22 protein-coding genes are annotated in these 24,552 nt (G+C 55.1%); 16 read left to right on the top strand and 6 right to left on the bottom strand.

Annotation, left to right across the window (positions count from 1 at the left end):
• The first annotated feature begins 2 nt into the window (after positions 1–2).
• Positions 3–890, top strand: coding sequence for a heme o synthase (cyoE, locus tag SK50_RS07370; RefSeq protein ID WP_017383188.1), 888 nt, complete (start codon positions 3–5; stop codon positions 888–890).
• Between the two features lie 40 nt (positions 891–930).
• On the opposite strand, the gene fucU is transcribed toward cyoE, so the two are convergent.
• Genes fucU through fucI form a run of 3 tightly spaced genes read right to left on the bottom strand, consistent with a single transcriptional unit; the run spans position 931 to position 4,583 of the window.
• Positions 931–1,359: an L-fucose mutarotase gene (gene fucU, locus SK50_RS07365; RefSeq protein ID WP_017694412.1), complete on the bottom strand. Its 429-nt coding sequence runs from the start codon at positions 1,357–1,359 to the stop codon at positions 931–933.
• A complete protein-coding gene (fucK, locus tag SK50_RS07360) occupies positions 1,352–2,755 on the bottom strand; it encodes an L-fuculokinase (RefSeq protein WP_045344618.1) in 1,404 nt (467 codons plus the stop codon). The genes fucU and fucK overlap by 8 nt, the downstream gene beginning before the upstream one ends.
• Before the next feature lie 49 nt (positions 2,756–2,804).
• The gene (gene fucI / locus SK50_RS07355) at positions 2,805–4,583 is read right to left on the bottom strand and encodes an L-fucose isomerase (RefSeq protein ID WP_045344598.1); all 1,779 of its coding nucleotides are present in this window, start codon (positions 4,581–4,583) and stop codon (positions 2,805–2,807) included.
• A gap of 407 nt (positions 4,584–4,990) precedes the next feature.
• Between fucI and SK50_RS07350 the strand changes: the two genes are divergently transcribed.
• From SK50_RS07350 to SK50_RS07320, 7 genes are all read left to right on the top strand, one after another.
• Positions 4,991–6,490 carry a sugar ABC transporter ATP-binding protein gene (locus SK50_RS07350; RefSeq protein ID WP_017383184.1) on the top strand — a complete coding sequence of 500 codons (1,500 nt, stop codon included), beginning with the start codon at positions 4,991–4,993 and terminating at the stop codon, positions 6,488–6,490.
• 2 nt (positions 6,491–6,492) lie between these two features.
• Positions 6,493–7,476, top strand: coding sequence for an ABC transporter permease (locus SK50_RS07345; RefSeq protein ID WP_017383183.1), 984 nt, complete (start codon positions 6,493–6,495; stop codon positions 7,474–7,476).
• 46 nt (positions 7,477–7,522) lie between these two features.
• On the top strand, positions 7,523–8,473 hold the full coding sequence (locus tag SK50_RS07340) for an ABC transporter substrate-binding protein (protein ID WP_000858088.1): 951 nt from the start codon (positions 7,523–7,525) through the stop codon (positions 8,471–8,473).
• 11 nt (positions 8,474–8,484) lie between these two features.
• Positions 8,485–10,074, top strand: coding sequence for an FGGY-family carbohydrate kinase (locus SK50_RS07335; protein WP_017694416.1), 1,590 nt, complete (start codon positions 8,485–8,487; stop codon positions 10,072–10,074).
• Positions 10,075–10,135: 61 nt separating this feature from the next.
• A complete protein-coding gene (locus SK50_RS07330; RefSeq protein ID WP_015571284.1) occupies positions 10,136–11,131 on the top strand; it encodes a LacI family DNA-binding transcriptional regulator in 996 nt (331 codons plus the stop codon).
• A gap of 28 nt (positions 11,132–11,159) precedes the next feature.
• The gene (fucA, locus tag SK50_RS07325; protein ID WP_017383181.1) at positions 11,160–11,807 is read left to right on the top strand and encodes an L-fuculose-phosphate aldolase; all 648 of its coding nucleotides are present in this window, start codon (positions 11,160–11,162) and stop codon (positions 11,805–11,807) included.
• A gap of 114 nt (positions 11,808–11,921) precedes the next feature.
• Positions 11,922–13,283, top strand: coding sequence for an MFS transporter (locus tag SK50_RS07320; RefSeq protein ID WP_045344600.1), 1,362 nt, complete (start codon positions 11,922–11,924; stop codon positions 13,281–13,283).
• A 32-nt stretch (positions 13,284–13,315) separates the two neighbouring features.
• Here the strand turns inward: SK50_RS07320 and SK50_RS07315 are convergent, their stop codons facing one another.
• Positions 13,316–13,807: a YajQ family cyclic di-GMP-binding protein gene (locus tag SK50_RS07315; RefSeq protein ID WP_017383179.1), complete on the bottom strand. Its 492-nt coding sequence runs from the start codon at positions 13,805–13,807 to the stop codon at positions 13,316–13,318.
• 125 nt (positions 13,808–13,932) lie between these two features.
• Here SK50_RS07315 and panE point away from each other — a divergent pair, with 125 nt between their 5' ends.
• From panE to SK50_RS07290, 5 genes are all read left to right on the top strand, one after another.
• Complete coding sequence (gene panE, locus SK50_RS07310) at positions 13,933–14,844, top strand: 2-dehydropantoate 2-reductase (protein WP_045327572.1); 912 nt, start codon at positions 13,933–13,935, stop codon at positions 14,842–14,844.
• Positions 14,807–15,400, top strand: a complete 594-nt coding sequence (gene yajL, locus SK50_RS07305) for a protein deglycase YajL (protein WP_015571288.1) — start codon at positions 14,807–14,809, stop codon at positions 15,398–15,400. Before panE ends, yajL begins: the two co-directional genes overlap by 38 nt.
• Positions 15,401–15,700: 300 nt before the next feature.
• On the top strand, positions 15,701–16,969 hold the full coding sequence (locus SK50_RS07300; RefSeq protein WP_032670497.1) for a PTS sugar transporter subunit IIC: 1,269 nt from the start codon (positions 15,701–15,703) through the stop codon (positions 16,967–16,969).
• A 12-nt stretch (positions 16,970–16,981) separates the two neighbouring features.
• Positions 16,982–18,307: a 6-phospho-beta-glucosidase gene (locus tag SK50_RS07295; protein ID WP_048229255.1), complete on the top strand. Its 1,326-nt coding sequence runs from the start codon at positions 16,982–16,984 to the stop codon at positions 18,305–18,307.
• Positions 18,304–19,026, top strand: coding sequence for a glucosamine-6-phosphate deaminase (locus tag SK50_RS07290; protein WP_017383175.1), 723 nt, complete (start codon positions 18,304–18,306; stop codon positions 19,024–19,026). Before SK50_RS07295 ends, SK50_RS07290 begins: the two co-directional genes overlap by 4 nt.
• A 26-nt stretch (positions 19,027–19,052) precedes the next feature.
• On the opposite strand, the gene SK50_RS07285 is transcribed toward SK50_RS07290, so the two are convergent.
• Positions 19,053–19,787: a GntR family transcriptional regulator gene (locus SK50_RS07285; RefSeq protein WP_017383174.1), complete on the bottom strand. Its 735-nt coding sequence runs from the start codon at positions 19,785–19,787 to the stop codon at positions 19,053–19,055.
• A gap of 69 nt (positions 19,788–19,856) precedes the next feature.
• Positions 19,857–21,305: a tRNA uracil 4-sulfurtransferase ThiI gene (thiI, locus tag SK50_RS07280; protein ID WP_006809903.1), complete on the bottom strand. Its 1,449-nt coding sequence runs from the start codon at positions 21,303–21,305 to the stop codon at positions 19,857–19,859.
• A gap of 178 nt (positions 21,306–21,483) precedes the next feature.
• Here thiI and xseB point away from each other — a divergent pair, with 178 nt between their 5' ends.
• From xseB to dxs, 3 genes are read left to right on the top strand one after another with little or no spacing between them, the layout of a single operon-like run.
• The gene (xseB, locus tag SK50_RS07275) at positions 21,484–21,726 is read left to right on the top strand and encodes an exodeoxyribonuclease VII small subunit (RefSeq protein ID WP_015571292.1); all 243 of its coding nucleotides are present in this window, start codon (positions 21,484–21,486) and stop codon (positions 21,724–21,726) included.
• Positions 21,727–22,626 (top strand): (2E,6E)-farnesyl diphosphate synthase, encoded by a 900-nt coding sequence (gene ispA, locus SK50_RS07270; RefSeq protein ID WP_017383172.1) that lies wholly within the window; start codon positions 21,727–21,729, stop codon positions 22,624–22,626. It abuts the gene before it with no gap.
• Between the two features lie 24 nt (positions 22,627–22,650).
• Positions 22,651–24,513, top strand: coding sequence for a 1-deoxy-D-xylulose-5-phosphate synthase (dxs, locus tag SK50_RS07265; protein WP_048229252.1), 1,863 nt, complete (start codon positions 22,651–22,653; stop codon positions 24,511–24,513).
• Positions 24,514–24,552 lie beyond the last annotated feature (39 nt).

Here is a 24,552-nt window from a genome sequence, read left to right as displayed (position 1 = left end):
GTATGTTTAAGCAATACCTGCAAGTCACGAAACCAGGCATCATCTTTGGCAACCTGATCTCCGTAATCGGAGGGTTCCTGCTGGCCTCTAAAGGCAGCATTGATTACACCCTCTTTATTTACACGCTGGTCGGTGTGTCACTGGTGGTTGCGTCCGGTTGTGTATTTAACAACTACATCGACATGGATATCGACAAGAAGATGGAAAGGACCAAAAATCGGGTGCTGGTTAAAGGCCTGATTGCTCCTTCCGTCTCGCTGGTGTACGCCACCTTGCTGGGTATTGCTGGCTTTATGCTGCTGTGGTTTGGTGCTAACCCGCTGGCCTGCTGGCTGGGGGTGATGGGGTTCGTGGTGTATGTGGGCGTCTACAGCCTGTATATGAAACGTCACTCCGTCTACGGCACGCTGATTGGTTCTCTCTCCGGCGCGGCGCCGCCGGTGATTGGCTACTGCGCCGTCACGAACGAGTTCGACAGCGGTGCGCTCATCCTGCTGGCTATCTTTAGCCTGTGGCAGATGCCGCACTCCTACGCCATCGCGATTTTCCGCTTTAAGGATTATCAGGCGGCGAACATTCCGGTTCTGCCGGTCGTGAAAGGCATTTCGGTTGCCAAGAACCACATCACGCTCTACATCATCGCTTTTGCCGTGGCAACGCTGATGCTCTCTCTGGGCGGTTACGCCGGATATAAATATCTGGTGGTAGCAGCTGCGGTGAGCGTATGGTGGCTCGGCATGGCCCTGCGCGGTTATAAAGTGGAAGATGACAAGGTCTGGGCACGCAAGCTGTTTGTGTTCTCGATTGTCGCCATCACCTCACTGTCCGTGATGATGTCCGTAGACTTCATGGTGCCAGATTCACAACACCTGCTGACTTACGTCTGGTAAGAAGACTGATGTAAAAACGCCGGGTTTAGCCCGGCGTTTTTTATTGGTACGGCGTAACCCCTTTCTTTAACAGTATATTGCCGTATTTCGCGGTCTCGCCCGTCACCACGATGGCGTACGCTTTCTGTGCCCGCGCATAAAACGCATAACGGTCAATACGCGTAACCCCCTCCCCTTCCGCCTCACCAAAGAGTGCGTTGCGATAGCGCGCTTCTACCTGTATATCGAGCGTATCCCCGTCGACAGGGGCCATCATCACCAGCGGTGGCGCATAGCTGTCCAGTTCAAACAGCGGTATCACCGCGGCCAGCAAATCGCTGATGAGCAGGCCATCTGCGCGGATCGTCTTTGGCCCCAGGCTATGCGCGGGAAAGTGAGCATCTGCAAAAATAATCTCGTCACCATGACCCATCTCTGCCAGCGTTTTCAGCAGCTCGGGTGAAATCAGAGGGGATATCGTTTTAAGCACAAGGTTGCTCCTCAGGATAGAAATAACGGTAACGATAGTGGACCCGATCGCGAGCAGCCTCAGCGCTGGCCGTTTCTCCGACGCCCCACCATCCGTACAAAGACGCCCCCAGCACGGTCGTATCAGCCTCTTCAAGAACCTTCACCGGGATCCCAAGCGCATTGGACTTGAGCTGATTCCACAGCATATTGCGGCTACCTCCCCCCACCAGCAGGAGTTCACGCGCCTTAAATTGCGCGATCGCCTCCAGCGCCAGGCATTTTTCTTGCAGATGCACCGTGAGTCCTTCCAGGGCTGCGCGGTAAAAATGGGCTGGCGTGGTGGTGAGCGTTACGCCCTGCCAGCCGGCGAGTGGAGAATCGAGCAGTTGGGTATTCATCGTGACGCCATCCGCGCCGTTCGGAATTGCCGCCGCCTGAGCCAGAATAGTGTCCCAGTCGGTATCAGGCGACCAGAACAGCGCGCGGATCCACTCCAGTACGCCAGACGCCAGATATTGCATTCCCGGATTATAGAGCCCCGTCCGGCTATCCAGTTCGCAGGTTGCGCCCGGGTATTGCCCCAGCAAAGCGGTATCAACCTGCGTGGTGCGCGCCATTAAAATCTCCCAGGTACCCGAAGAGAGAACTGGCTCATTAATTCCCGCCCCGGCGCCAAAAAGGGCAAACTGCGTGTCGTGCCCGGCGGAGATCACCGGCACACCGCAAGGCAATCCGAGCCTGGATGCAGCGTCGGGCCGCAATTCACCAATCCTTTCTCCGGGGGAAACCAGCGTCGGGAAAAGGGAATGAGGCACGCCGATCTTGCTTAAGATCGTTTCACTGAAGCGCTGCTGATGCAGATCGAACATCTGACTGGTACCGGCCATCGTGAGATCGGTCGTCATCTTTCCGGTCAGGCGATGGTTGATTAGCGAGGAGATAAAAAGCCAGGCGTGAGCACGCTGTAACAGATCGGGATGGTTGTCCTGAAGCCAGCCTAGCTTATACAACGTGTTAAAACTAAACTGCCCAACGCCGGTGATCTGCTGTAGTTCTGCCGGGGAGCATGAACGGGCAACCGCTTCCATCACCGGCACGGTTCGCGGGCACTTCCAGCTAATGATCGGGTAAAGCAGTTCTCCCCGCTCATCTACCAGTGCGCCATCCACGCCAAAGGTCGTCACACTCATTCCGCACAGGTGATGCTCGCTCAGCGCTGCGCTGATTTTCTGACAACAGACGGCAAACCGTTGCATGATGGCGTCGAGCGACCACTGGTGCCAGGCCGGATTTTCAGCGGCGCTTTCGCTTTCGTTCGCCACCGCGGCGCGCGCCACAATATTCCCTTCGGGATCCAGCGCAATGGCGCGCACGTTCGTCGCGCCACAATCGAGAACCAGAAAACATTTTTTCATCGCGGTCCCCACAGGCTGCCAGCCCGCCGGAGCAGGCTGGCAGGCCGGATTAATGTTTGTATAACGGTCCGTAATTTTCACAGGCGCGGTAATCCTGCCCTTCCGGATCCATACCGTGAGCGCCCCAGGCCGTCGGCCGATAAATCAGCGCCTCCGGTACGTTATGCATGCATACAGGGATGCGCAGCATGGACGCCAGGGTGATGAAATCAGCACCGACGTGCCCGACGGTTAATACCCCGTGGTTAGCGCCCCAGTTCGCCATCACTGAATAGACGTCGCTGAACGGGCCTTTACCGGTCAGGCGTGGGGCAAACCAGGTGGTGGGCCAGGTTGAATCGGTGCGCTTATTCAGAATGTCATGTACGTGTTCCGGCAGCTCAACACTCCAGCCTTCCGCTATCTGTAATACCGGACCCACACCCTTGATGAGGTTTACGCGGGTCATGGTAAATGGCACGCCACCCCGGGTGAGGAAGTTTGATGAGAAACCGCCCCCGCGGAAGTATTCATGCACCGCCGGACACCAGTGGGTTGCGGCCAGGCACGCGTTGGCTTCCTGCTCAGTAATGTCCCAGTGTGGTTTCAGGGTCGGTTTCCCCTCGGCGTCTTTCTGCTCCGCTGTACCGTCCAGCGCCGCCGAGCCGGAGTTGATCAGATGAATAATGCCGTGCTCAGCCCGTCCAGTGAGCTTCTGGCCGGAAACACGCTCAACCGACTCCGGCGACCAGTAGGTGCGTACATCAGCAAAAATCTGCGCGGTGCCGGTCATCAGATGCCCAAACAGCATCGCTACCCCGTTAAGGCTGTCATTTTCCGTCGCCACTACCAACGGCTGGCGAATACCGTTCCAGTCGAAAGAGCTGTTCAGCAGCGCCTCTGCGGTATCGCCATTTGGATACTGATCCGTCCAGTGGCGCTGCCCCTGGAAACCGGACGCAATGGCGTTATAGCCCAGCGATTCCTCCACGCGGCCCATCGCAGCGAGTTTAGGGTTGCCCTGCATCATGTCGCGGATGCATATCGCCATTAGCAGGCTCTCCCGCAGGATCGCAGCATTTTCCTGTTCATTGCGACGATACTGCTCTGCGTTTTTATCCTCGCCGAAACGGAAATGTGCCTTCGCCCAGCTCAGGGCCAGCTCAAGTTCTTGCTCGTCGTAAATCTTATGATCGATGCGGCGACGCAGTTCGGTCATATCCACCGCCTGCACCTTCATCCCCAGCCAGGATTCAAAGAAGTTGTGATCGACAATCGAGCCCGCGATCCCCATTGAGACACCGCCCACCGACAGATAACTTTTCCCCTTCATGCTGGCGACCGCCAGGCCCGCCCGGGCGAAGCGCAACAATTTTTCCTCAACGTCTGCCGGGATGGTCTCGTCGCCCGCATCCTGTACATCGTGGCCGTAAATGGAAAACGCCGGGATCCCTTTCTGGTTATGCGCTGCCAGCGCCGCTGCGAGGTATACCGCCCCCGGACGCTCGGTGCCATTAAAGCCCCAGATCGCTTTCGGGCGCAGCGGATCCATATCAATGGTTTCACTCCCGTAACACCAGCAGGGGGTGATGGTGATCGTCAGACCAACGTGGCACGTGCTGAACTTCTCTTCGCAAGCGGCGGATTCCGCCATTCCGGCAATGCAGCTGTCGGCAATTACGCACTCTACGGGCGTACCGCAGGGGTGGCGTAATTTTTCACTGAGTAGCGCCGCCGTGGCTTTCGCCATGTTCATGGTCTGCTCTTCCAGAGACTCGCGTACGCCCATTCGGCGGCCATCAATAACAGGTCGAATGCCAATCCGGGGTAACGCTTTTATCGTTTTCATAGCCCTTCCTCACGTTGGTTAACCTATCCGTCTCAGGGGCATAGCCGTGAAAAAGCGCCCGGGCAGCACCGTGAACGGAAAGCGGTGAAATTTGCTAACTCGAATTAGCTTAGGGTTTTCACTAAAAATGAGACAAGATAAATGTGCAGGATCTGTGAGCAGTTTCACGATGAGAAGTCAAAATTCGATCAGTGTCAGGTATTACGATTCAGCAAAATCTAAACATATCGTTTGAATTCAATTAAATAACAAAATACCTTTGCACGACGTCACAATTTGAATACAAATGATTTGGCTAAATTATGACCCTAAAATAGCTTTTAAGGACGAAAGCTAAGTCGAGTTAGCTTAATAACTAAATCACTGTGGCTTGTGATTCATTGCCTTTCCAACACAGGAATTTTGCAATGTCAGAGACTCTTATTCAGATGACGCGCATCACCAAACGCTTTCCCGGCGTGCTGGCGCTGAATCAGGTTGATTTCGATTTACGCCGCGGCGAAGTTCATGCCCTGTTAGGTGAAAACGGTGCCGGCAAATCGACGCTGATGAAAATATTATCCGGTGTTTACCAACCCGATTCCGGTGAAATTCGCTTTGAAGGGCAATCCGTATCATTCAGCGATCCGCTAAGTGCTCAGCACGCAGGTATTACGATTATCCATCAGGAATTTAATCTCTTTCCCGATTTAACCGTGGAAGAGAATATCTTTATTGGCCGTGAATTCTGCAAAAATAGTCGCTGGCAGTTAGATAAACGCGCCCAGCGACAGGCGGTTGAGAAAATACTGCACACGCTGAATTTAAAAATCGCCCCGGACGCCCGCGTCAGTGAATTAACCGTAGCCCAGCAGCAGATGGTGGAAATTGCCAAAGCGATTTCGGTCAATGCCAAAGTGCTAATCATGGATGAACCCACCGCCGCGCTGACCGAAAGTGAAATCGAGAGTTTATTTGACGTCACGCGGATGCTCAAGGCTCAGGGCACGGGGATAGTCTACATCTCGCACCGTCTGGAAGAATTGGCGCTGATCGCCGATCGCGCGACCGTCATGCGCGACGGACAATACATCGCCACCGTAGATTATGAAACGGTTCAGATCGGCGAGCTTATCGCCATGATGGTTGGCCGCAATCTCGATAACATCTACCCAAAACGCCCGCCGCATCAGCGCAGAGAAAAAGTGCTGGAGGTGAATGGCCTGACGCGAAATGGTGTACTGCACGACATCAACTTTACCCTCTGGCGCGGTGAGATCCTCGGCCTCGCTGGCTTAATGGGCGCAGGCCGAACGGAACTGGGCCGGGCCCTGTTTGGCGCCGATGCGATCGACGCCGGTACCCTGACGCTGAACGGCACCCCCACACGGATTAAAGACGTGGCTGACGCCATTGAGAAAGGCATCAGCTATTTAACAGAAGACCGCAAAAAAGAGGGACTCGCCCTCGGCCTTTCCGTTGAGATGAACATTATGCTCGGCAATTACCCGGACTACGCCGGCGCCGCGGGTAATGTCGATGAAAAACGCTGCCGGGAGTCCAGCCAGAAACTGGTGGATGCGCTGCGAATAAAAACGCCGCATCTGGAACAGGCGGCACTGAATTTAAGCGGCGGTAATCAACAGAAGATCATTATTGCCCGCTGGGTCTGTAAAGATACCGATATTTTAATTTTTGATGAGCCAACCCGGGGAATTGATGTTGGCGCCAAGCTGGAAATTTATGAACTAATGAACCGCCTTGTCGCTAAAGGTAAATCGATCATCATGATTTCATCCGAACTGCCGGAAGTATTAGGAATGTGCGACCGCATACTTGTGATGCGCAGCGGCCACATTGCCGGCGAAATAGAGGCTGAGCACGCCACCCAGGAAAAAATCATGCAATACGCCACGCTGGAGGATTAATCATGTCCGTTACCGTTCCATCGCCGCAAAGCGGAAGTCATACGATGAAAATAAATAAAGCGCTCCTGATGCGTCTGGCGCCTCTTTTTAGCCTGGTATTGCTGGTTCTGTTTTTCAGCTTCAGCTCACCGTTCTTCTTTAATACTGAAAATATCATGACTATCGCCCTGCAAACGGCGGTGATTGGCATCATGGCCATTGGCGTAACCTTTGTGATTATTACCGCCGGGATCGACCTGTCGCTCGGATCGGTGGTGGCGTTCTCAGGGGTTGCGGTGGGCATCGCCGCCGGGTTTGGTATGCCGCTGCCGGTCTGTATTCTGGCAGGCGTGCTCGCCGGCGGGCTTTGCGGCTATGTGAACGCGTTTCTGGTCACCAAAATGACCATACCCCCGTTTATTGCCACCCTCGGCTTAATGATGTCGGTACGCGGCATCAATATGGTGATGACCGATGGCCGCGCGATTTATTTTTCTGACTACCCGCAGTTCAAGCTGCTAGCGCAGGGTCGCCTGTTCGACGTCCTGCCTTACCCGGTGTTCTACCTGGTCATCGTGGCACTGATCGCCATGTGGATCCTGAAGAAAACGGTGATGGGCCGCTATATCTACGCTGTCGGCAGCAATGAAACGGCGGCACATCTTTCCGGGATCAAAGTCCAGCGAGTGAAAATTTTCGTTTACGCCTTATGCGGCCTGTTAACCGGCGTGGCCGGGGTGATCCTCGCCTCTCGTCTCAATTCAGGCCAGCCAACCGTAGGCGTGGGTTATGAGCTGGAAGCCATTGCGGCGGTAGTGATCGGCGGTACCAGTCTGATGGGCGGCGTGGGCACGATTGGCGGCACCATCATAGGCGCGTTCATTATGAGCGTGCTGAAAAACGGCCTCAATCTCATGGGCGTGTCCCAGTTCTGGCAGATGGTGGCGATGGGCGTGGTCGTCGTTGCCGCCGTCTACCTGGACACGTTACGTAAAAGAATGCGTTAGGTTCTCGATACAACAAGCCCTGCCAACCCTACAACGGAGCAAAATAATGAAAACCAGCCATATCCTGAGCGCCCTGTCGCTCGTTGCCATCCTGTCCAGCAGCGCGCTGGCAAAAGATTTGAACCTGCCGGTAGTCAGTAAAGGTTACCAGCACGAATTCTGGCAGACGGTCAAAATGGGGACGGAAGCTGCCGCAAAAGAGTTGGGTGACAAAACCAGCTACGTTGGCCCTGCCGATGAAACGCAAATCGCCGAGCAGATCCAGTTAGTCGAAAACACCATGGCACAAAAGCCAAACGGCCTGTTGCTGGCCGCGCTTGATGCAAACGCCCTTGCCCCGCTGGTCGAAACCGCCAACAGCCGGGGGATCAAAGTGGTGACCTTCGACTCGGGCGTGAACTCCGATATCCCGGCCAGCTTTGTCGCCACCAATAACCGTAAGGCGGGCGCACAGGCTGCGGATGCGCTGGCGGAGCAGGTAGGCCAGAAGGGGAAAGTGGGTATTATCGCCCACGTAGCCGGAACGACGTCCGCCATTGAGCGCTCTGAAGGATTCAGCGAGCGAATGAAAGAGAAGTACCCGAATATTCAGGTACTGCCGGTGCAATATAGCGATGGCGACCCGCAAAAAGCGATGGATAAAACCATTGATATGGTTCAGGCCAACCCAGATATCGCCGGTATTTATGCCACCAACGAAGGCTCAACCCTGGGCGTTGCGAACGCTATCGACAGCCAGAATCTGAAGGGCAAAGTGAAAGTCATCGGTTTTGACAGCACCGAAGCCATCATTAACTTCCTCAAAAACGGCGTGATTCAGGGCTTCGTGGTGCAGGACGCGTACCAGATTGGTTATCAGGGCATAAAGGCGCTGAACGCGGTGATTTCCGGACAGACGGTGGCTAAAGAAATTGATATTCCAGTGAAATATGTCAATGCGCAGAATATCAACACCCCTGAAATTGATAAACTGTTACATCCGTTTGGTAAAAAATAAGGAAGTTCATGATGAGTGACGGCTATTTCCTCGGGGTCGATGTGGGTTCAGCCAGCGTTCGTGCTGGGCTTTACTCTGCGCAAGGCGAGCGTTTGAGCTTCGCGACCCGTCCGATTTCGCAGTTTCACGCCAGCAACGCGCGCGTGGAACAGTCCTCCGCGGAGATCTGGCAGCAGGTTTGCGCGGTGGTGCGGGAAGCCGTCGACTCCTCTGGGATCTCACCCGACGCCATTCGTTCGATTGGCTTCGACGCCACCTGCTCGCTGGTCGCGCTGGATGCTGAGGGTAACGGCCTGAGCGTGTCCCCCGACAGTCCGGCTTCGCAGGACATCATTATGTGGATGGATCATCGTGCTCACGAAGAAACTGTTCGCATCAATGCCACACGCGATCCGGCCCTGTGCTACGTGGGCGGCGAGGTGAGTATTGAAATGGAACTGCCAAAACTGCTGTGGTTGCAGCGACATCATCCTGAAACATGGAATCAGGCCTGGCGCTTTTTCGACCTTGCCGATTTTCTGGTCTGGAAAGCAACGGGCCAGGACGCCGCCAGCCTGTGCACCCTCACCTGCAAATGGAACTACCTTGCGCATGAGGCGCAGTTCAGCGAATCGCTGCTCAGGGAGGTGGGGCTGGAGACCTTACTGACAAAAATTCCCGATACTATTCTGGACGTCGCTGAATGCGTCGGGAAACTCAGCCCACAGGCAGCGCAAGCTCTGGGGTTGCCCGAAGAGGTGGTTGTGGCAAGCGGCATGATCGATGCCCACGCGGGTGGCGTGGCGCTGACGGGCTCACACCCGGAGGGCACGCTGGCGCTCATCAGCGGAACCTCGAACTGCCATATGCTTGCCAGTCAGACGGAGATCCATACGCCCGGCGTCTGGGGGCCTTACTGGAGCGCCATGCTGCCGGGCTACTGGCTGACGGAAGGCGGGCAAAGTGCTGCCGGGGCGCTGGTCGACTGGACGTTGCGCGAGCACGGAGCCAGCGCAGACCTGTTTGCAAAAGCAGAAGCGGCGCAACGCCATCCGGTGGCGCTGCTCAACGACTGGGTAGCCGCGCTTGAACAGGAAGAAAAATATCCCACCCGCAACCTGCACATTCTGGCCGATCACCACGGCAACCGCTCGCCGCGTTCGCGTCCGGATGCGCGGGGCAGCGTGGTCGGTCTGACATTAGAAACCGGTGAACGTGCGCTGGCGAGGCTCTATCTGGCCACGCTACAGGCCATAGCCTATGGCACACGACATATTATGGATACCCTGAAACATCACGGGCACACCTTGTCGCGCATTGTCATTTGTGGAGGAGCCACCCATAACCGGCTCTGGCTGCGGGAGTATGCCGATGCCACGGGCTGCGATATTCATCTCTTAGCCGAAGAAGATGCCGTCACTCTCGGCGCGGCCATTTGCGGCGCTGTGGCGAGCGGTGCATGGGCAACGCTCACCGATGCCACCCGGGAAATGGTCAAAGCCGGCGACATCATCACCCGTCGGCCGGAAACCGCGGCTTTCCACAGGCAAAAATATGAGGCGTACCTGATGCTGTGGACCCAGCAGCAGGCGCTTAATCTCCTGATGCAACAGGAAATGTAATGGCAGGATGCGTATGCTTTATCAGCAGTTTTTTACGTACGTTAAGGATTGAGGCGTAGCGATGGCCAAAACAGTTGAACAGATAGCGAAGGATCTGAATTTATCCGTCACCACCGTGCGGCTGGTACTGAGCGGGAAAGCCGAACAGTATCGGATCAGCGTGAAAACACAGTCCCGAATTAATGAACACGTCGAGCGCTTCGGCTATACCCTCAACCATTCGGCGCGCAGTCTTAAGCTAAACAAAACCGAGACGCTGGGACTCATCGTGCCCAACATCTCGAACGTGTTCTTTGCAACGCTCGCCGAGAAACTCGAACTGCGCTGCCGCCGTTCGGGCTACCAGCTGATGATCAGCTGTACTTACAACGATGTGGATTACGAAAATAAGCTGGTCAAAGCCCTGATGGCGCGCAACGTGGACGGCTTGTTTATCGTTCCCTCGACGCTGGAAAACCAGCAGCATCATTTGCGGCAGATCCAAAAACCACTGGTGCTCCTCGACCGGGATTTTGGCTTTACTGACAACGCGCTGGTTGAGAGTCATAACGAGGCCGGGGGGGATGAACTGGCCCGCAACATGCTGGCAGAGAGAAAAACGCCGCTCTGGTTCCTTGTGGGCGATACCGCACTGCCCAGTATTACGGACCGTCTGAACGGCTACTTACAGGCCCTGAAAACAGCCGGTATTCACCATCGCGAGTGGGTCATCGAAGGGCCGGACAATACGCCGGAGGGCGGATATGCCCTGATGGATTCGCTTATCGACAGCCAGGGTGTTCCGCAGGCGTTTATCGCCTCATCGTTACCCGTTCTGGAAGGGGCAATTGAAGCCCTGCGGACCCGTACCGGCACCGTGCCCCAACACATAAATATCGGCACCTTCGATGAGCACCCCATGCTGGGGTTCCTGCCTAACAGCGTCTGGTCCATGCAGCAGGATGAAGATACCTGGGCGGAAAAAGCGTTTGAACTGATGCAGCGAGCCATCGACGGCGAAGCGGTTAACGAGACGGCGAAAGTCGATATGAAGCTGGTCAAACGTTCCCGCCAGTAAAAATAAAACTGTACCCGGAGAATAAAAAATGGAACGAGCCCGATTAGCCAGAGACATTATCGACACCTGCCTTGAGATGACCCGCATGGGGTTAAATCAGGGCACCGCCGGCAATATCAGCGTTCGCTATCGCGACGGCATGCTGATTACGCCGACCGGAATTCCCTACGAGCATCTGACCGAAGAGAGTATCGTCTATGTAGATGCACAGGGGCGACACGAAGAAGATAAACTGCCCTCCAGCGAATGGCGTTTTCATCAGGTTGTGTATCAGACCCGCCCGGATGCTAACGCCGTCGTCCATAACCATGCGGTTAACTGTACCGCCGTCTCGATACTCAACCGCCCCATTCCTGCTATTCACTATATGATTGCCGCCGCCGGGGGAAACTCCATTCCCTGCGCCCCTTACGCGACCTTCGGGACGCGCGCGCTGTCAGAGCATGTCGCGGTCGCATTACGCGATCGCAAAGCGACGCTCTTACAGCACCACGGCCTGATAACCTGCGAAGAAAATCTTGAAAAGGCACTGTGGCTGGCGCAGGAGGTAGAGGTGCTGGCAAAACTCTACCTGGCCACGCTGGCGATAGTAGATCCCGTTCCTGTACTCAGTGACGATGAAATTGCCATTGTTCTTGAGAAATTCAAAAGCTACGGATTGCGCGTCGAGGCGTAATTTTTTATCCGGGGGTGCTTTTATCACACCCTCGTAATATCTCTTAAACAAACACCTATTTACCGCACTTATCACCCCGCCTAAACTATGGCCTGCTTTTTGGTAGAGGTGGTAATGAACGATTATAAAATGACGCCAGGCGAACTGCGTGCGACCTGGGGTTTAGGGACTGTTTTCTCGCTGCGGATGCTTGGCATGTTTATGGTCCTGCCCGTTCTGACCACATATGGCATGGCGTTACAGGGTGCCAGCGAAGCGCTGATTGGTCTGGCGATTGGTATCTACGGCCTGGCGCAGGCGATATTCCAGATCCCCTTTGGCCTGCTCTCCGACCGCGTAGGTCGCAAACCGCTGATTGTCGGCGGGCTGCTGGTGTTTGTACTTGGCAGCATCATCGCCGCCCTCTCCCACTCCATCTGGGGAATTATTCTTGGGCGCGCCCTGCAAGGTTCCGGGGCGATTGCCGCCGCCGTGATGGCGCTGCTGTCAGACTTAACCCGCGAGCAAAACCGCACCAAAGCCATGGCGTTTATCGGCGTCAGCTTCGGCGTCACGTTTGCCATTGCCATGGTGCTGGGGCCTGTCATCACTCATGCGCTCGGCCTGCACGCCCTGTTCTGGATGATTGCGGTGCTGGCGACCATTGGGATCGCACTCACGCTGTGGGTTGTGCCTGACAGTAAAAACCACGTCCTCAACCGTGAATCCGGGATGGTGAAAGGCTGCTTCAGCAAAGTCATCGCCGAGCCGCGCCTGCTTAAGCTGAACTTCGGCATTATGTGCCTGCACATTCTGCTGATGTCCACCTTCGTCGCCCTGCCCGGTCAACTTGCCGCAGCCGGTTTCCCGGCGGCAGAGCACTGGAAAATTTATCTGGTCACAATGCTGATCTCGTTTGTCTCCGTTGTGCCCTTCATTATTTACGCCGAAGTGAAGCGCAAAATGAAACGCGTCTTCATGGGCTGCGTGGCGTTATTGCTGATTGCCGAGATTGTGCTGTGGGGCGCTGGCCCGCATTTCTGGGAACTGATCGCCGGCGTACAGCTGTTCTTCCTGGCGTTTAATCTGATGGAAGCCCTGCTGCCGTCGCTTATCAGCAAAGAGTCTCCGGCAGGATACAAAGGCACCGCGATGGGCATTTACTCCACCAGCCAGTTTCTCGGCGTGGCGATCGGCGGGTCGCTCGGCGGCTGGGTGGACGGTCTGTTTGACTCCCAGACCGTTTTCCTCGCCGGTGCGCTGCTGGCGATGCTCTGGCTGTTTGTTGCCAGCTCCATGAAAGAGCCGCGCTATGTAAGTAGCCTGCGGGTAGAAATTCCCGATGACGTGGCAATCGGTGACGCGTTAAAACAGCGTCTGGAAGCGACAGAGGGCGTGAGCGAAGTGCTGATTGTCCCGGAAGAGCGCAGTGCGTATGTCAAAATTGACAGCAAAGTGACTAACCGCTTTGAGGTGGAGCAGGCGCTGAAGGCCTGAAAAAATGCCCGGTTTAGCCGGGCATGATTGTCTTAATCGCGGAAGTTTTTAAACTGGAATGGCTGACCGAGATCGCCGCCACGCACCAGCGCCATCACGGATTGCAGGTCATCACGGGATTTTCCGGTCACGCGGATCTCTTCACCCTGGATCTGCGCCTGCACTTTGAGCTTACTGTCTTTGATAAGCTTAACGATTTTTTTCTGTACCGCGCTCTCAATCCCCTGCTTCAGCTTCGCTTCCACAAACCAGGTTTTGCCGCTGTGAACAAAATCTTCCGGTACATCGAGTGAGGTCCCTTCAATGCCGCGCTTGAGCAGCTTGGCGCGCAGGATATCCAGCAACTGGTTGACCTGGAAATCAGACTCGCTCAGGACTTTGATCGTCTTGTTCGCGTCGTTCAGTTCAATGGTCGCCTCAACGCCACGAAAATCGAAACGTGACTCAACCTCACGGACAGCATTTTCTACGCCGTTACGCGCTTCCTGCAAATCAACTTCAGAAACAATATCGAAAGATGGCATCTTTTCTTCTCCCTTCATTTTTGTTGCGTTGCATAATACCCGCAACGAGGCATAACGAGAAGCTTAGCTGATGGCGCTATACTTAGCGTCATAGCACCTGGCGTCGTTGCAGGTGAGGAGGAACGATGAAAGTAACAGTGCTTGGATGCGGAGCCCTTGGCCAACTCTGGCTTACAGCGCTATGCAAACAGGGACACGACGTTCAGGGCTGGCTGCGAATTCCCCAGCCCTATTGCAGTGTGAACGTAATTGGTACAGACGGTTCAATTTTTAACGAGTCTTTGACGGCAAACGATCCGGAATTTCTCGCCACCAGTGATTTGCTGCTGGTCACGCTGAAGGCCTGGCAGGTCTCCGATGCGGTGAAAAGCCTGGCCGCCCAGTTACCTGAACGCACGCCAATCCTGCTGATTCACAACGGTATGGGTACCATTGAAGAGCTTAAATCTGTCCGGCAACCGCTGCTGATGGGGACAACCACCCACGCGGCACGTCGCGACGGTAACGTCATTATCCATGTTGCCAGTGGTATCACCCATATCGGTCCTGCGCGTGAACAGACCGGCGATTACAGCTATCTTGCGGATACCCTGCAAAGCACGCTGCCTGACGTCGCCTGGCACAATAACATTCGCGCGGAACTGTGGCGCAAACTGGCAGTCAACTGCGCGATCAATCCGCTGACCGCCCTGCTGGATTGCCCTAACGGTGAGCTGCGCAAGCATCCCGATCGGGTAGCGCTGATTTGCCGGGAAGTTGCCGCCGTCATTGAACGCGAAGGCTACCACACCTCAGAGTCCGATTTACGTTATTATGTCGACCAGGTCATTGAGAGTACGGCAGAAAATATCTCCTCAATGTTGCAGGATATCCGGGCTATGCGGCATACCGAAATTGATTACATTACCGGTTATCTGTTAAAACGCGCCCGGGCACACGGTATTACCGTTGCGGAAAACAGCCGTCTGTTTGAGTTAGTAAAACGAAAGGAGAGTGAGTATGAGCGCATCGGCACTGGTATGCCTCGCCCCTGGTAGCGAAGAGACAGAAGCGGTCACCACCATTGATTTGATGGTGCGTGGTGGTATTAAGGTTACTACCGCCAGCGTCGCCAGCGACGGAAGTCTGGCGATTACCTGCTCGCGTGGGGTGAAGATCCTGGCGGATGCACCGCTTGTACAGGTGGCGGACGGTGATTACGACATGATCGTTTTGCCGGGTGGGCTGAAGGGTGCAGAGTGTTTCCGCGACAGCCCGCTGCTGGTTGAAACCGTTCGTCAGTTTCATCTTTCCGGGCGTATCGTCGCGGCAATCTGTGCGGCCGCGGGTACGGTGCTGGTTCCGCACGACATTTTCCCCATCGGCAATATGACAGGCTTTCCTGGCCTGAAGGACACAATTCCGGAAGACCAGTGGGTGGATAAACGCGTGGTCTGGGATCCGCGCGTTAACCTGCTCACCAGCCAGGGGCCGGGCACCGCCATTGATTTTGGCCTGAAGATTATTGACCTGCTGGTTGGGCGCGAAAAAGCGTACGAAGTGGCGTCATCGCTGGTGATGGCGGCGGGGATTTATAATTTCTACGAAGCCTGATGTCCTCCCGGGCTGGCAACGCGCTGGCCCGTCTGCCCTACAGAAATAGTGCAGCCAGCGTCACAGTTCTGCGATTCATTTTCCTGCCCTGAAGCGTCTCCCCACCGTTTTACCCTTTCAAAAACCCTTTATTTTCAGACAAATAATCAAATCTGCACCGCATTGCATACCTGTTTGACAGGCTAAAAGAACCGTGAAAAACTGCATTCAACTGGTATATACCAGTTTAAAAATCCGCCAGCAAAGCCTGATAACATCAACAGCGGCGGGAGAGCAGAAATCTCTTCTGGAGTAAGCAATGTGATTACATTTCTTGAGCACAGAGTCATTCCTGTACTGATTCGCGTAGGCGAAAATAAAATACTGGTCGCCGTGCGCAACGGTATTGCGCTGACCTTACCCTTCACCATCACCGGTAGCCTGTTTCTCATTCTCGCCAATCTACCGATACCCGGCTGGAGTGAATGGCTTGGCCCGTTTGCCGAAAAGCTCAGCGCCCCGGTGGGCGTTACCTTTGGTGCAATAGGGCTGATTTCTGCGGTGGGTATCAGCTACAACCTCGCGAAGGAGTACAACCTCAACGCTATCACCTGCTGCATAGTCACGCTGGTGGTTTTCTTACTGGCGCAACTCAACGACAGCTATCAGCTCAACGTTGACAATCTTGGTGCGGCGGGGCTGTTTTCTGCCATCATCCTGGCGATTTTGACGGTGCACATCGTGCGATTTTTTATCCGGCACAACGTCGTGATCACCCTGCCGGAGGGCGTGCCTCCTGCCGTGGCGCAATCTTTTGCGAGCCTGATCCCCGCCGCGGTAGCAATCACTCTGATCTGGCTGATTAGGGTCATCCTGAATTTTGATATCAACCACTTCTTCACCCTGCTGCTCAGCCCGCTCGTCTCCGGCCTCGGTTCGCTGCCGGGCATGCTGGTGCTTATTTTTCTGATTTCGCTGCTGTGGTGCTGCGGCATACATGGCGACAACGTGCTTTCCGGCATCACCAGTCCCATTTTCCTGAAATACATCGCTGAAAATACTCAGGCCTATCTGCATCATCAGCCCATTCCCCATATTACCGCCGACGGGTTTTATATCGTCTTTATGTGCCTGGGCGGAACGGGCGCGACCATGGGGCTGGTCATTGCCATGCTGCGTTCCCGCAGTCGGCTGTACAAATCAGTGGGTAAGCTCTCCCTGCCCTCCGCGATATTTTGTATTAACGAACCTGTCATTTTCGGTTGCCCGATAGTCTTCAACCCACTGCTGATGATCCCGTTTACCCTGACGCCGATGATCCTGTGCATCTCAACCTGGTCGCTGATGTACTTCGACATCATTGGTCGCCCCGTCTTACAGATCCCCTGGACCATGCCGCCGATTTTCGCCGCATGGTTCGTGACCGGCGGCAATATCCCTGCCGTGATCTGGTCCATCTGCACGCTGGTTATTTCCGCCCTGGTCTGGCTGCCGTTTTTCAAACTGGCCGAGCGCAAACAACTTGAAACCGAAGCGGCCGAAGAAAATGCCCGCCGCAACGCGGACACGCTTTCCGACCCCATCTTGTAAAAAGGAACCACGATGAAAAAGCTCAAGGTTGTCACTATTGGCGGCGGCTCCAGCTACACGCCAGAATTGATCGACGGTTTTATCAAACGCTACGCAGAGCTGCCGGTCACCGATTATTATTTGCTGGATATTGAAGAGGGAAAAGAGAAGCTGGAGATTGTCGGAAAGCTGGCCCAGCGCATGGTAGCTGAAGCCGGGCTCCCAATGAATATCCACCTGACGCTCGATCGGGAAGAGGCGCTGAAAGATGCCGATTTTGTCACCACGCAGCTGCGTGTCGGCTTTCTTGATGCCCGCATCAACGATGAAAAAATCCCGCTAAAATACGGCGTTCTGGGGCAAGAGACGACAGGTCCCGGCGGGTTTATGAAAGCTCAACGCACGATCCCGGTCCTGCTGGATATCTGTAAGGACATGGAAAGATGGTGCCCGAACGGCTGGCTGATTAACTTCACCAACCCGGCCGGGATTGTCACCGAGGCAATCACCCGCCACTCGGCCATTCGGACCATAGGCATTTGCAGTGGCGCAAACAGCATGATGATGGACATCGCCAAAGCCTACGGCGTGCAGAAGTCGGACGTTTACGCACGCATTATTGGTCTGAACCATCTTATTTTTGCCGACCAAATTTTCCTCAAGGGAGAGGATTATACCGACGACTTTATTGAAAAACTGGCCGAGGGCAGCGCAAATAACTCCCTGAAAAATATACCGGACATTGGGTTTAGTGCCCGCTTTGCCAGGGCACTCCACATGTACCCTATCTCCTACCTCAAATACTATTTTTTGACCCGCGAGATGACCGACGCCGCGCTGCGCGATGCAAATACTAAGGGAACCCGCGGCGAGCAGACGCGCGAAATTGAGCAACGGCTTTTTACGCTTTATCAGGACCCCCATCTTGCGCACAAGCCGAAAGAGCTGGAGCAGCGCGGAGGCGCCTGGTACTCCGATACTGCATGCTCGATCATCAGCGCTATTTATAACGATAAAAAAGAGATCCACGTCGTAAATGTTCCTAACAGGGTCACAACACCCGATCTGCCGGATCACGTTACGCTGGAAACCAACGCCATGATCGACCGAAACGGCGCGCATCCCCTCGCCTATGGCAGGCTGCCCGTGAAGATTCGCGGCCTGATCCAGAGCGTGAAGGCCTATGAAGAGCTCACCGTTGAGGCCGCTGTCACTGGAAATTACGACACGGCGCTGCTGGCGCTGAGCGTAAATCCCCTTGTGCCTTCTGCCGCCGCGGCAGAACAGATCCTTAATGAATATCTTGAGGTCAACCACCGTTATTTACCCCAGTATGCTAAACGTAAGGACGCACAATGAACGTAGAACAGACAGACGATTATGCGGCGCTGAGTGACGCCGTGGCGAAAGCGGTCATTGAAACCGTTACGCAAAAACCCGATGCGCTGATTTGCATCGCGGGTGGAGATACGCCGCTGGGCGTTTTTGCCGCGCTTGTGCACGCCAGCAAACAGGGTAGGGTCGATTTTTCCCGTGCGGCATTTGTTGGCCTGGATGAGTGGCTGGGGCTCGGTCAGGCCGATAAAGGCAGCTGCCGGGAGATGGTATGGGGCCATTTCTTCAGCCACCTGGCCCTGCGCGACGATCAGATCTGTTTCTTTGATGGCCTGACGCAATCCCCCGAGGAAGAGTGTCAGCGTGTGGATAACTTTATTACGGCCCACGGTGGGCCTGACATCATTGTGTTGGGGATCGGTATGAACGGCCATATCGGCTTCAATGAACCGGGCGCCGCCCTCGATACCGGTTGCCACATCGTGGACCTGGATGCGGTGACGCAGGCCGTTTCGGTTAAATACTTCGGCCAGCAGCGTCATATCCGTCAGGGCATTTCGCTGGGGATGAAGACTATCCTGGCCTCACGGGCCATTATTTTGATGGCAAGCGGCGAGAAAAAAGCCGACATCATCGCAACAACCGTCAATTCCGCACCGGACCCGGCGGTTCCCGCGACGCTGCTAAAGCCGCACCCACGGTTAAGGATCATTGTCGATAAAGCGGCAGCCGCTAAGCTGTAAAAGAGAAACAGGCGCTGATGCGCCTGTTATCGTTTGATATGCATATTCTTGACGCGGAAAATATCTGCCCGGTTGTAGCTGATGGAGAAGTTAAATGCTCTACCGTCATCGAGGCGCGTGACTTCGGTAATTTTCAACATCGGCTGGCCTGGCAGAATATTGAGATGGGCCGCCAGCTCCTCATCAAAAAGATCCGCTTCAATCAGTGAATCGGCGTCGCTGATTTTCTTACCGGTAAAGTCTTCAATATAGCCATACAGCGATCCCTCTTCGAGAATAGCCTGCGGAACAGTGGCAACCACCTTGTGAGGAATATTGCTGTCTTCAATTAACACCGGCTGTCCGTCCAGTAAACGGATACGGCGAATAAACCAGACATCATCACCCTGCGCAATTTCGAGGTGCTGTGCCAGCGCCGCGTCGGCGTGAAGGGTCGTCAACGTCAGCAAGCGGCTGGTTACGTTGACCCGCCCCTGAAATTCACGGGAAAACCCGAGAATACTGTCACTCTTTTCATTATTCAGAATGTAAATATTGCTGGCAGTATTCTTTAAAACAAACATGCCCTTGCCGTGGATACGCTCGATATACCCTTCCTGTACCAGCATCGCCATGGCTTTCTGAACCGTTACGCGCGTAACGTCATAAATACCGGCAAGATCGCGCTCCGACGGAATGCTTTCGCCCTTTTTGTAGACTTCATTGAGAATATCTTTTTTGATTCTCTCTTTGATTTCCCAGTACTTATGTTTTTTTTCCATTGTCGATTACCCGGCCAAAAAGAGCATAGAATCGCAGGCCCGGTAGCGCTCGCGCCACCGGGCGAGAAACTACGGGCGATACACCTTCACGTTCGCGAAGCCCTGCTCACGCAGATACAGCGCCTGCAAACGGCTCATGACCCCACGTTCGCACCACAGCAGATACGTTTTGCTCTGGTCGAGATCGCCAAACTGGGTGCTCAGCTTGTAGAACGGCAGCGAAACCACCTCGACGCCTTCCACCTGCAACGGCTTGTCATCCTGCTCATCAACAGAACGGATATCCAGAATCGTATCGTTAGCACCGAAGCCGCTGACCGTCTCCACCTCAACCACTTCCTGCTCGGTCTGCTGAGCGATCTCACGGATATCGATGTTGGACGCTTCCGCCACCACTTTTTCCAGGATGCTGAAATCGAAGTTCTCTTCTTCCGCTTCGATCTTCGCCTTCACCGCTTTGATGGTTGGACTTTTTGAGATCACACCGCAATATTCCGGCATGGTGCGGGCAAAATCTTCAGTACCGATTTTACGCGCCAGATCGATGATGTGCTCTTTATCGTGAGAGATCAGCGGACGCAGGATCAGCGTATCAGACACGTTATCGATAAGACGCAGGTTAGTCAGCGTCTGGCTGGAGACCTGCCCCAGCGCTTCACCGGTGACCAGCGCCTGCACGCCGTAGCGCTCAGCCACTTTGGACGCCGCACGCACCATCATACGTTTCAGCACCACGCCCATCTGGCCGTCGTCCACTTTTTCGAGGATTTCGCCGACCACCGGCTCAAAGTTGATCGCCACAAAACGCACGCGGTGAGAGCTGCCGAAGCGGTTCCACAGGTAATGCGCCACCTGACGTACGCCGATTTCATGCGCCGCGCCGCCCAGGTTAAAGAAGCAGTAGTGCACGCGGCAGCCACGACGCATCAGCATATAGCTGGAAACGCCGGAGTCGAACCCGCCGGAGATCAGCGACAGCACATCTTCCTGAGTGCCGATAGGGAAACCGCCAATACCTTCGTAACGGCCCTTGACCAGCAGCAGGCGATCGTTTTCGATCTCAAGATTAACGGTGACGTCCGGGTTAGTCAGGCGCACGCGCGCCGTTTCAACGTGCTGGTTCAGACCACCACCGACGTAGCGCTCAACCTCAATAGAGCTAAACTCATGCTTACCCCGGCGCTTCACGCGCACGCAGAACGTTTTCCCTTCGATCTGGTCGCGGTACTGCACCAGCGCCTTTTCGAAGATATCGTGCATATCGGTGAAGGGAACGTCTTCCACTTCCAGAATATGGTGAATACCCGGGATACGGGTCAGCGCGTCGCGAATATCAAGACGTTTGTTTTCGTCTTTCGCGCGGACTTCTACGTGGTCCCAGTGACGCACCACGGCGAGCGTTTCGTCGTAGTGTTTTAATACGTTACGAATGTTCCCGGTGAGAATTTTAATAAAGCGCAAACGCACGGATTGGCTTTTGATGGTGATTTCAGGGAACAATTTAATGATAAACTTCATGGCGGCAATGTTTCTTAGGCAAGCTTATAAAGGCTTGTAGTGGAAAATGATACAGCAGCCCACACCCGTGGCTGCATCCAGGCGCGCAAGTATACCACCATCGCGCCACTCGCGTTATTTGATAATTGCCCCGAGTCCGTTACCATGTCAGGGCGAAAAATTTAAGAGTCAATTCACTATGCCGAAGAAAAACGACGCACCGGCCAGTTTCGAAACTGCGCTGAGTGAACTGGAGCAGATCGTTATCCGTCTTGAGAGCGGCGATCTCCCGCTGGAAGACGCGCTCAACGAATTTGAACGCGGCGTGCAGCTCGCGCGCCAGGGGCAGGTAAAACTCCAGCAGGCCGAGCAGCGTGTGCAGATCCTGCTTTCCGACAGCGAAGACGCTAAAACCACGCCATTCACACCGGACGCCGAGTAAATGGATTTTTCCAACGCGCTTCAGGCGCGCGTCATCCGCGCCAACGATGCGCTGCGCCGATTCATTGAGCCGCAGCCTTTTCAGAACACTCCACTGGTTGAAGCCATGCACTATGGCGCACTCTTGGGGGGTAAACGCCTGCGTCCGTTCCTGGTGTATGCCACGGGCAATATGTTCGGTATCAGCGATAACACGCTGGACGCCCCGGCAGCCGCCGTGGAGTGTATCCACGCCTATTCGCTGATCCATGATGATTTGCCGGCCATGGACGATGACGATTTGCGTCGCGGTCAGCCAACCTGCCATATCAAATTTGGCGAAGCGAATGCCATTCTGGCGGGGGATGCGCTGCAAACCCTGGCCTTCTCCATTCTGAGCGATGCGCCGATGGTTGAGGTGAGCGATCGCGATCGTCTGGCAATGGTGTCCGAACTGGCAATGGCCAGCGGCGTCGCCGGGATGTGCGGCGGCCAGGCGCTGGATTTAGAGGCTGAAGGGCGTCAGGTTACTCTGGAACAGCTGGAGCGCATCCACCGTCACAAAACGGGCGCACTGATTCGTGCAGCCGTTCGCCTGGGCGCGCTGAGCGCGGGTGAACGCGGGCGTAAAGCCCTGCCGGTTCTGGACAGATACGCAGAAAGTATCGGTCTGGCATTCCAGGTTCAGGATGACATTCTGGATGTGGTGGGCGATACTGCAACATTGGGAAAACGTCAGGGTGCGGATCAGCAGCTTGGCAAAAGTACCTACCCCGCCCTGTTGGGCCTTGAGCATGCCCAACGTAAAGCCCGGGATCTGATAGACGATGCCCGCCGGTCGCTGAATGAGCTGGCCGCGCAATCGCTGGATACCTCGGCACTGGAAGCGCTAGCGGACTACATAATCCAGCGTGATAAATAAACTATAAATCTCGATGAGCCTTTGATGAGTTTTGATATTGCCAAATACCCGACACTGGCGTTAGTTGGCTCCACTCAGGAGTTACGTCTGTTGCCGAAAGAGAGTCTGCCGAAGCTGTGTGACGAGCTGCGTCGCTACCTGCTCGACAGCGTTAGCCGCTCCAGCGGCCACTTCGCCTCCGGACTTGGCACGGTTGAGCTGACCGTGGCGTTGCATTACGTCTATAACACGCCGTTCGATCAGCTGATCTGGGATGTAGGCCACCAGGCCTATCCGCACAAAATTCTGACCGGACGTCGCGATAAAATTGGCACCATTCGCCAGAAAGGGGGCCTGCACCCGTTCCCGTGGCGCGGCGAGAGTGAATATGATGTGTTAAGCGTCGGCCACTCTTCCACCTCCATTTCTGCGGGCATTGGTATTGCCGTTGCCGCCGAAAAAGAGAATAAACAACGCCGCACCGTCTGCGTGATTGGCGACGGGGCGATCACCGCCGGGATGGCCTTTGAGGCCATGAACCACGCGGGCGATATCAAACCGGACATGCTGGTGATCCTCAACGATAACGAAATGTCGATCTCCGAGAACGTCGGCGCGCTGAATAACCATCTGGCGCAGCTGCTGTCCGGCAAGCTTTACTCCTCACTGCGTGAAGGCGGTAAAAAAGTCTTCTCCGGCGTACCGCCGATTAAAGAGCTGCTTAAGCGTACCGAAGAACACATCAAAGGCATGGTCGTGCCGGGTACGCTGTTCGAAGAGCTGGGCTTTAACTATATTGGCCCGGTGGACGGCCACGATGTGCTGGGCCTGGTGACGACGCTTAAAAACATGCGCGACCTGAAAGGCCCGCAGTTCCTGCATATCATGACCAAAAAAGGGCGTGGTTACGAACCGGCGGAAAAAGATCCGATCACCTTCCACGCGGTGCCTAAGTTCGACCATACCAGCGGTTGTCTGCCGAAAAGCAGCGGCGGGATGCCAAGCTACTCAAAAATCTTTGGCGACTGGCTGTGCGAAACGGCGGCGAAAGACAACATGCTGATGGCGGTGACGCCTGCCATGCGTGAAGGCTCCGGCATGGTGGAGTTTTCCAAAAAATACCCGGACCAGTATTTCGACGTGGCTATCGCCGAGCAGCACGCGGTAACTTTTGCTGCGGGCCTGGCGATTGGCGGCTACAAGCCGGTGGTAGCGATCTACTCTACCTTCCTGCAACGCGCCTACGATCAGGTTATCCATGACGTTGCCATTCAGAAGCTGCCGGTGCTGTTTGCTATCGATCGCGCGGGCATTGTGGGGGCTGATGGCCAGACGCACCAGGGCGCGTTTGATCTCTCCTTCCTGCGCTGCATCCCTGATATGGTGATCATGACGCCAAGCGACGAAAACGAGTGTCGTCAGATGCTGTATACCGGTTACCACTATCAGGACGGCCCCTGCGCGGTACGTTACCCGCGCGGTAATGCCCTTGGCGTTGAATTACAGCCGCTGGAAAAACTGGATATCGGTAAAGGTCTGGTGAAACGCCGTGGTGAAAAAGTGGCGATCCTGAACTTTGGTACGTTGATGCCGGAAGCGGCAAAAGTCGCTGAAAACCTGAATGCGACGCTGGTCGATATGCGCTTCGTGAAGCCGCTCGATGAATCTCTGATTCTGAGCATGGCGGAAAGCCATGACGTGCTGGTCACGCTGGAAGAGAACGCCATCATGGGTGGCGCGGGTAGCGGCGTGAACGAAGTGCTGATGGCGAACCGTAAAGCCGTTCCGGTGCTTAATCTCGGCCTCCCTGACCACTTCATCCCGCAAGGCACCCAGGATGAGGCGCGCGCCGACATTAGTCTGGACGCCGCCGGTATCGAAGCTAAAATCCGCACCTGGCTGGCCTGATCCCTCCCCTTTTCTGCTCCTGCTATGCTTAAACGTATT

This window comes from Enterobacter sp. BWH64, assembly GCF_001037645.1.
Classification (GTDB): domain Bacteria; phylum Pseudomonadota; class Gammaproteobacteria; order Enterobacterales; family Enterobacteriaceae; genus Enterobacter; species Enterobacter hormaechei_C.
Note: the sequence above shows the minus strand (reverse complement) of the source record. Positions and strands in the feature narration are given on the sequence as shown.

Bases quoted from the DNA above. Each gene is read 5' to 3' on its own strand.
- cyoE (WP_017383188.1), top strand. From the start codon at position 3: ATGTTTAAGCAATACCTGCAAGTCACGAAACCAGGCATCATCTTTGGC.
- fucK (WP_045344618.1), bottom strand. From the start codon at position 2,755: ATGAAAAAATGTTTTCTGGTTCTCGATTGTGGCGCGACGAACGTGCGC.
- fucI (WP_045344598.1), bottom strand. From the start codon at position 4,583: ATGAAAACGATAAAAGCGTTACCCCGGATTGGCATTCGACCTGTTATT.
- SK50_RS07350 (WP_017383184.1), top strand. From the start codon at position 4,991: ATGTCAGAGACTCTTATTCAGATGACGCGCATCACCAAACGCTTTCCC.
- SK50_RS07345 (WP_017383183.1), top strand. From the start codon at position 6,493: ATGTCCGTTACCGTTCCATCGCCGCAAAGCGGAAGTCATACGATGAAA.
- SK50_RS07340 (WP_000858088.1), top strand. From the start codon at position 7,523: ATGAAAACCAGCCATATCCTGAGCGCCCTGTCGCTCGTTGCCATCCTG.
- SK50_RS07335 (WP_017694416.1), top strand. From the start codon at position 8,485: ATGAGTGACGGCTATTTCCTCGGGGTCGATGTGGGTTCAGCCAGCGTT.
- SK50_RS07330 (WP_015571284.1), top strand. From the start codon at position 10,136: ATGGCCAAAACAGTTGAACAGATAGCGAAGGATCTGAATTTATCCGTC.
- fucA (WP_017383181.1), top strand. From the start codon at position 11,160: ATGGAACGAGCCCGATTAGCCAGAGACATTATCGACACCTGCCTTGAG.
- SK50_RS07320 (WP_045344600.1), top strand. From the start codon at position 11,922: ATGAACGATTATAAAATGACGCCAGGCGAACTGCGTGCGACCTGGGGT.
- SK50_RS07315 (WP_017383179.1), bottom strand. From the start codon at position 13,807: ATGCCATCTTTCGATATTGTTTCTGAAGTTGATTTGCAGGAAGCGCGT.
- panE (WP_045327572.1), top strand. From the start codon at position 13,933: ATGAAAGTAACAGTGCTTGGATGCGGAGCCCTTGGCCAACTCTGGCTT.
- yajL (WP_015571288.1), top strand. From the start codon at position 14,807: ATGAGCGCATCGGCACTGGTATGCCTCGCCCCTGGTAGCGAAGAGACA.
- SK50_RS07295 (WP_048229255.1), top strand. From the start codon at position 16,982: ATGAAAAAGCTCAAGGTTGTCACTATTGGCGGCGGCTCCAGCTACACG.
- SK50_RS07290 (WP_017383175.1), top strand. From the start codon at position 18,304: ATGAACGTAGAACAGACAGACGATTATGCGGCGCTGAGTGACGCCGTG.
- SK50_RS07285 (WP_017383174.1), bottom strand. From the start codon at position 19,787: ATGGAAAAAAAACATAAGTACTGGGAAATCAAAGAGAGAATCAAAAAA.
- thiI (WP_006809903.1), bottom strand. From the start codon at position 21,305: ATGAAGTTTATCATTAAATTGTTCCCTGAAATCACCATCAAAAGCCAA.
- xseB (WP_015571292.1), top strand. From the start codon at position 21,484: ATGCCGAAGAAAAACGACGCACCGGCCAGTTTCGAAACTGCGCTGAGT.
- ispA (WP_017383172.1), top strand. From the start codon at position 21,727: ATGGATTTTTCCAACGCGCTTCAGGCGCGCGTCATCCGCGCCAACGAT.
- dxs (WP_048229252.1), top strand. From the start codon at position 22,651: ATGAGTTTTGATATTGCCAAATACCCGACACTGGCGTTAGTTGGCTCC.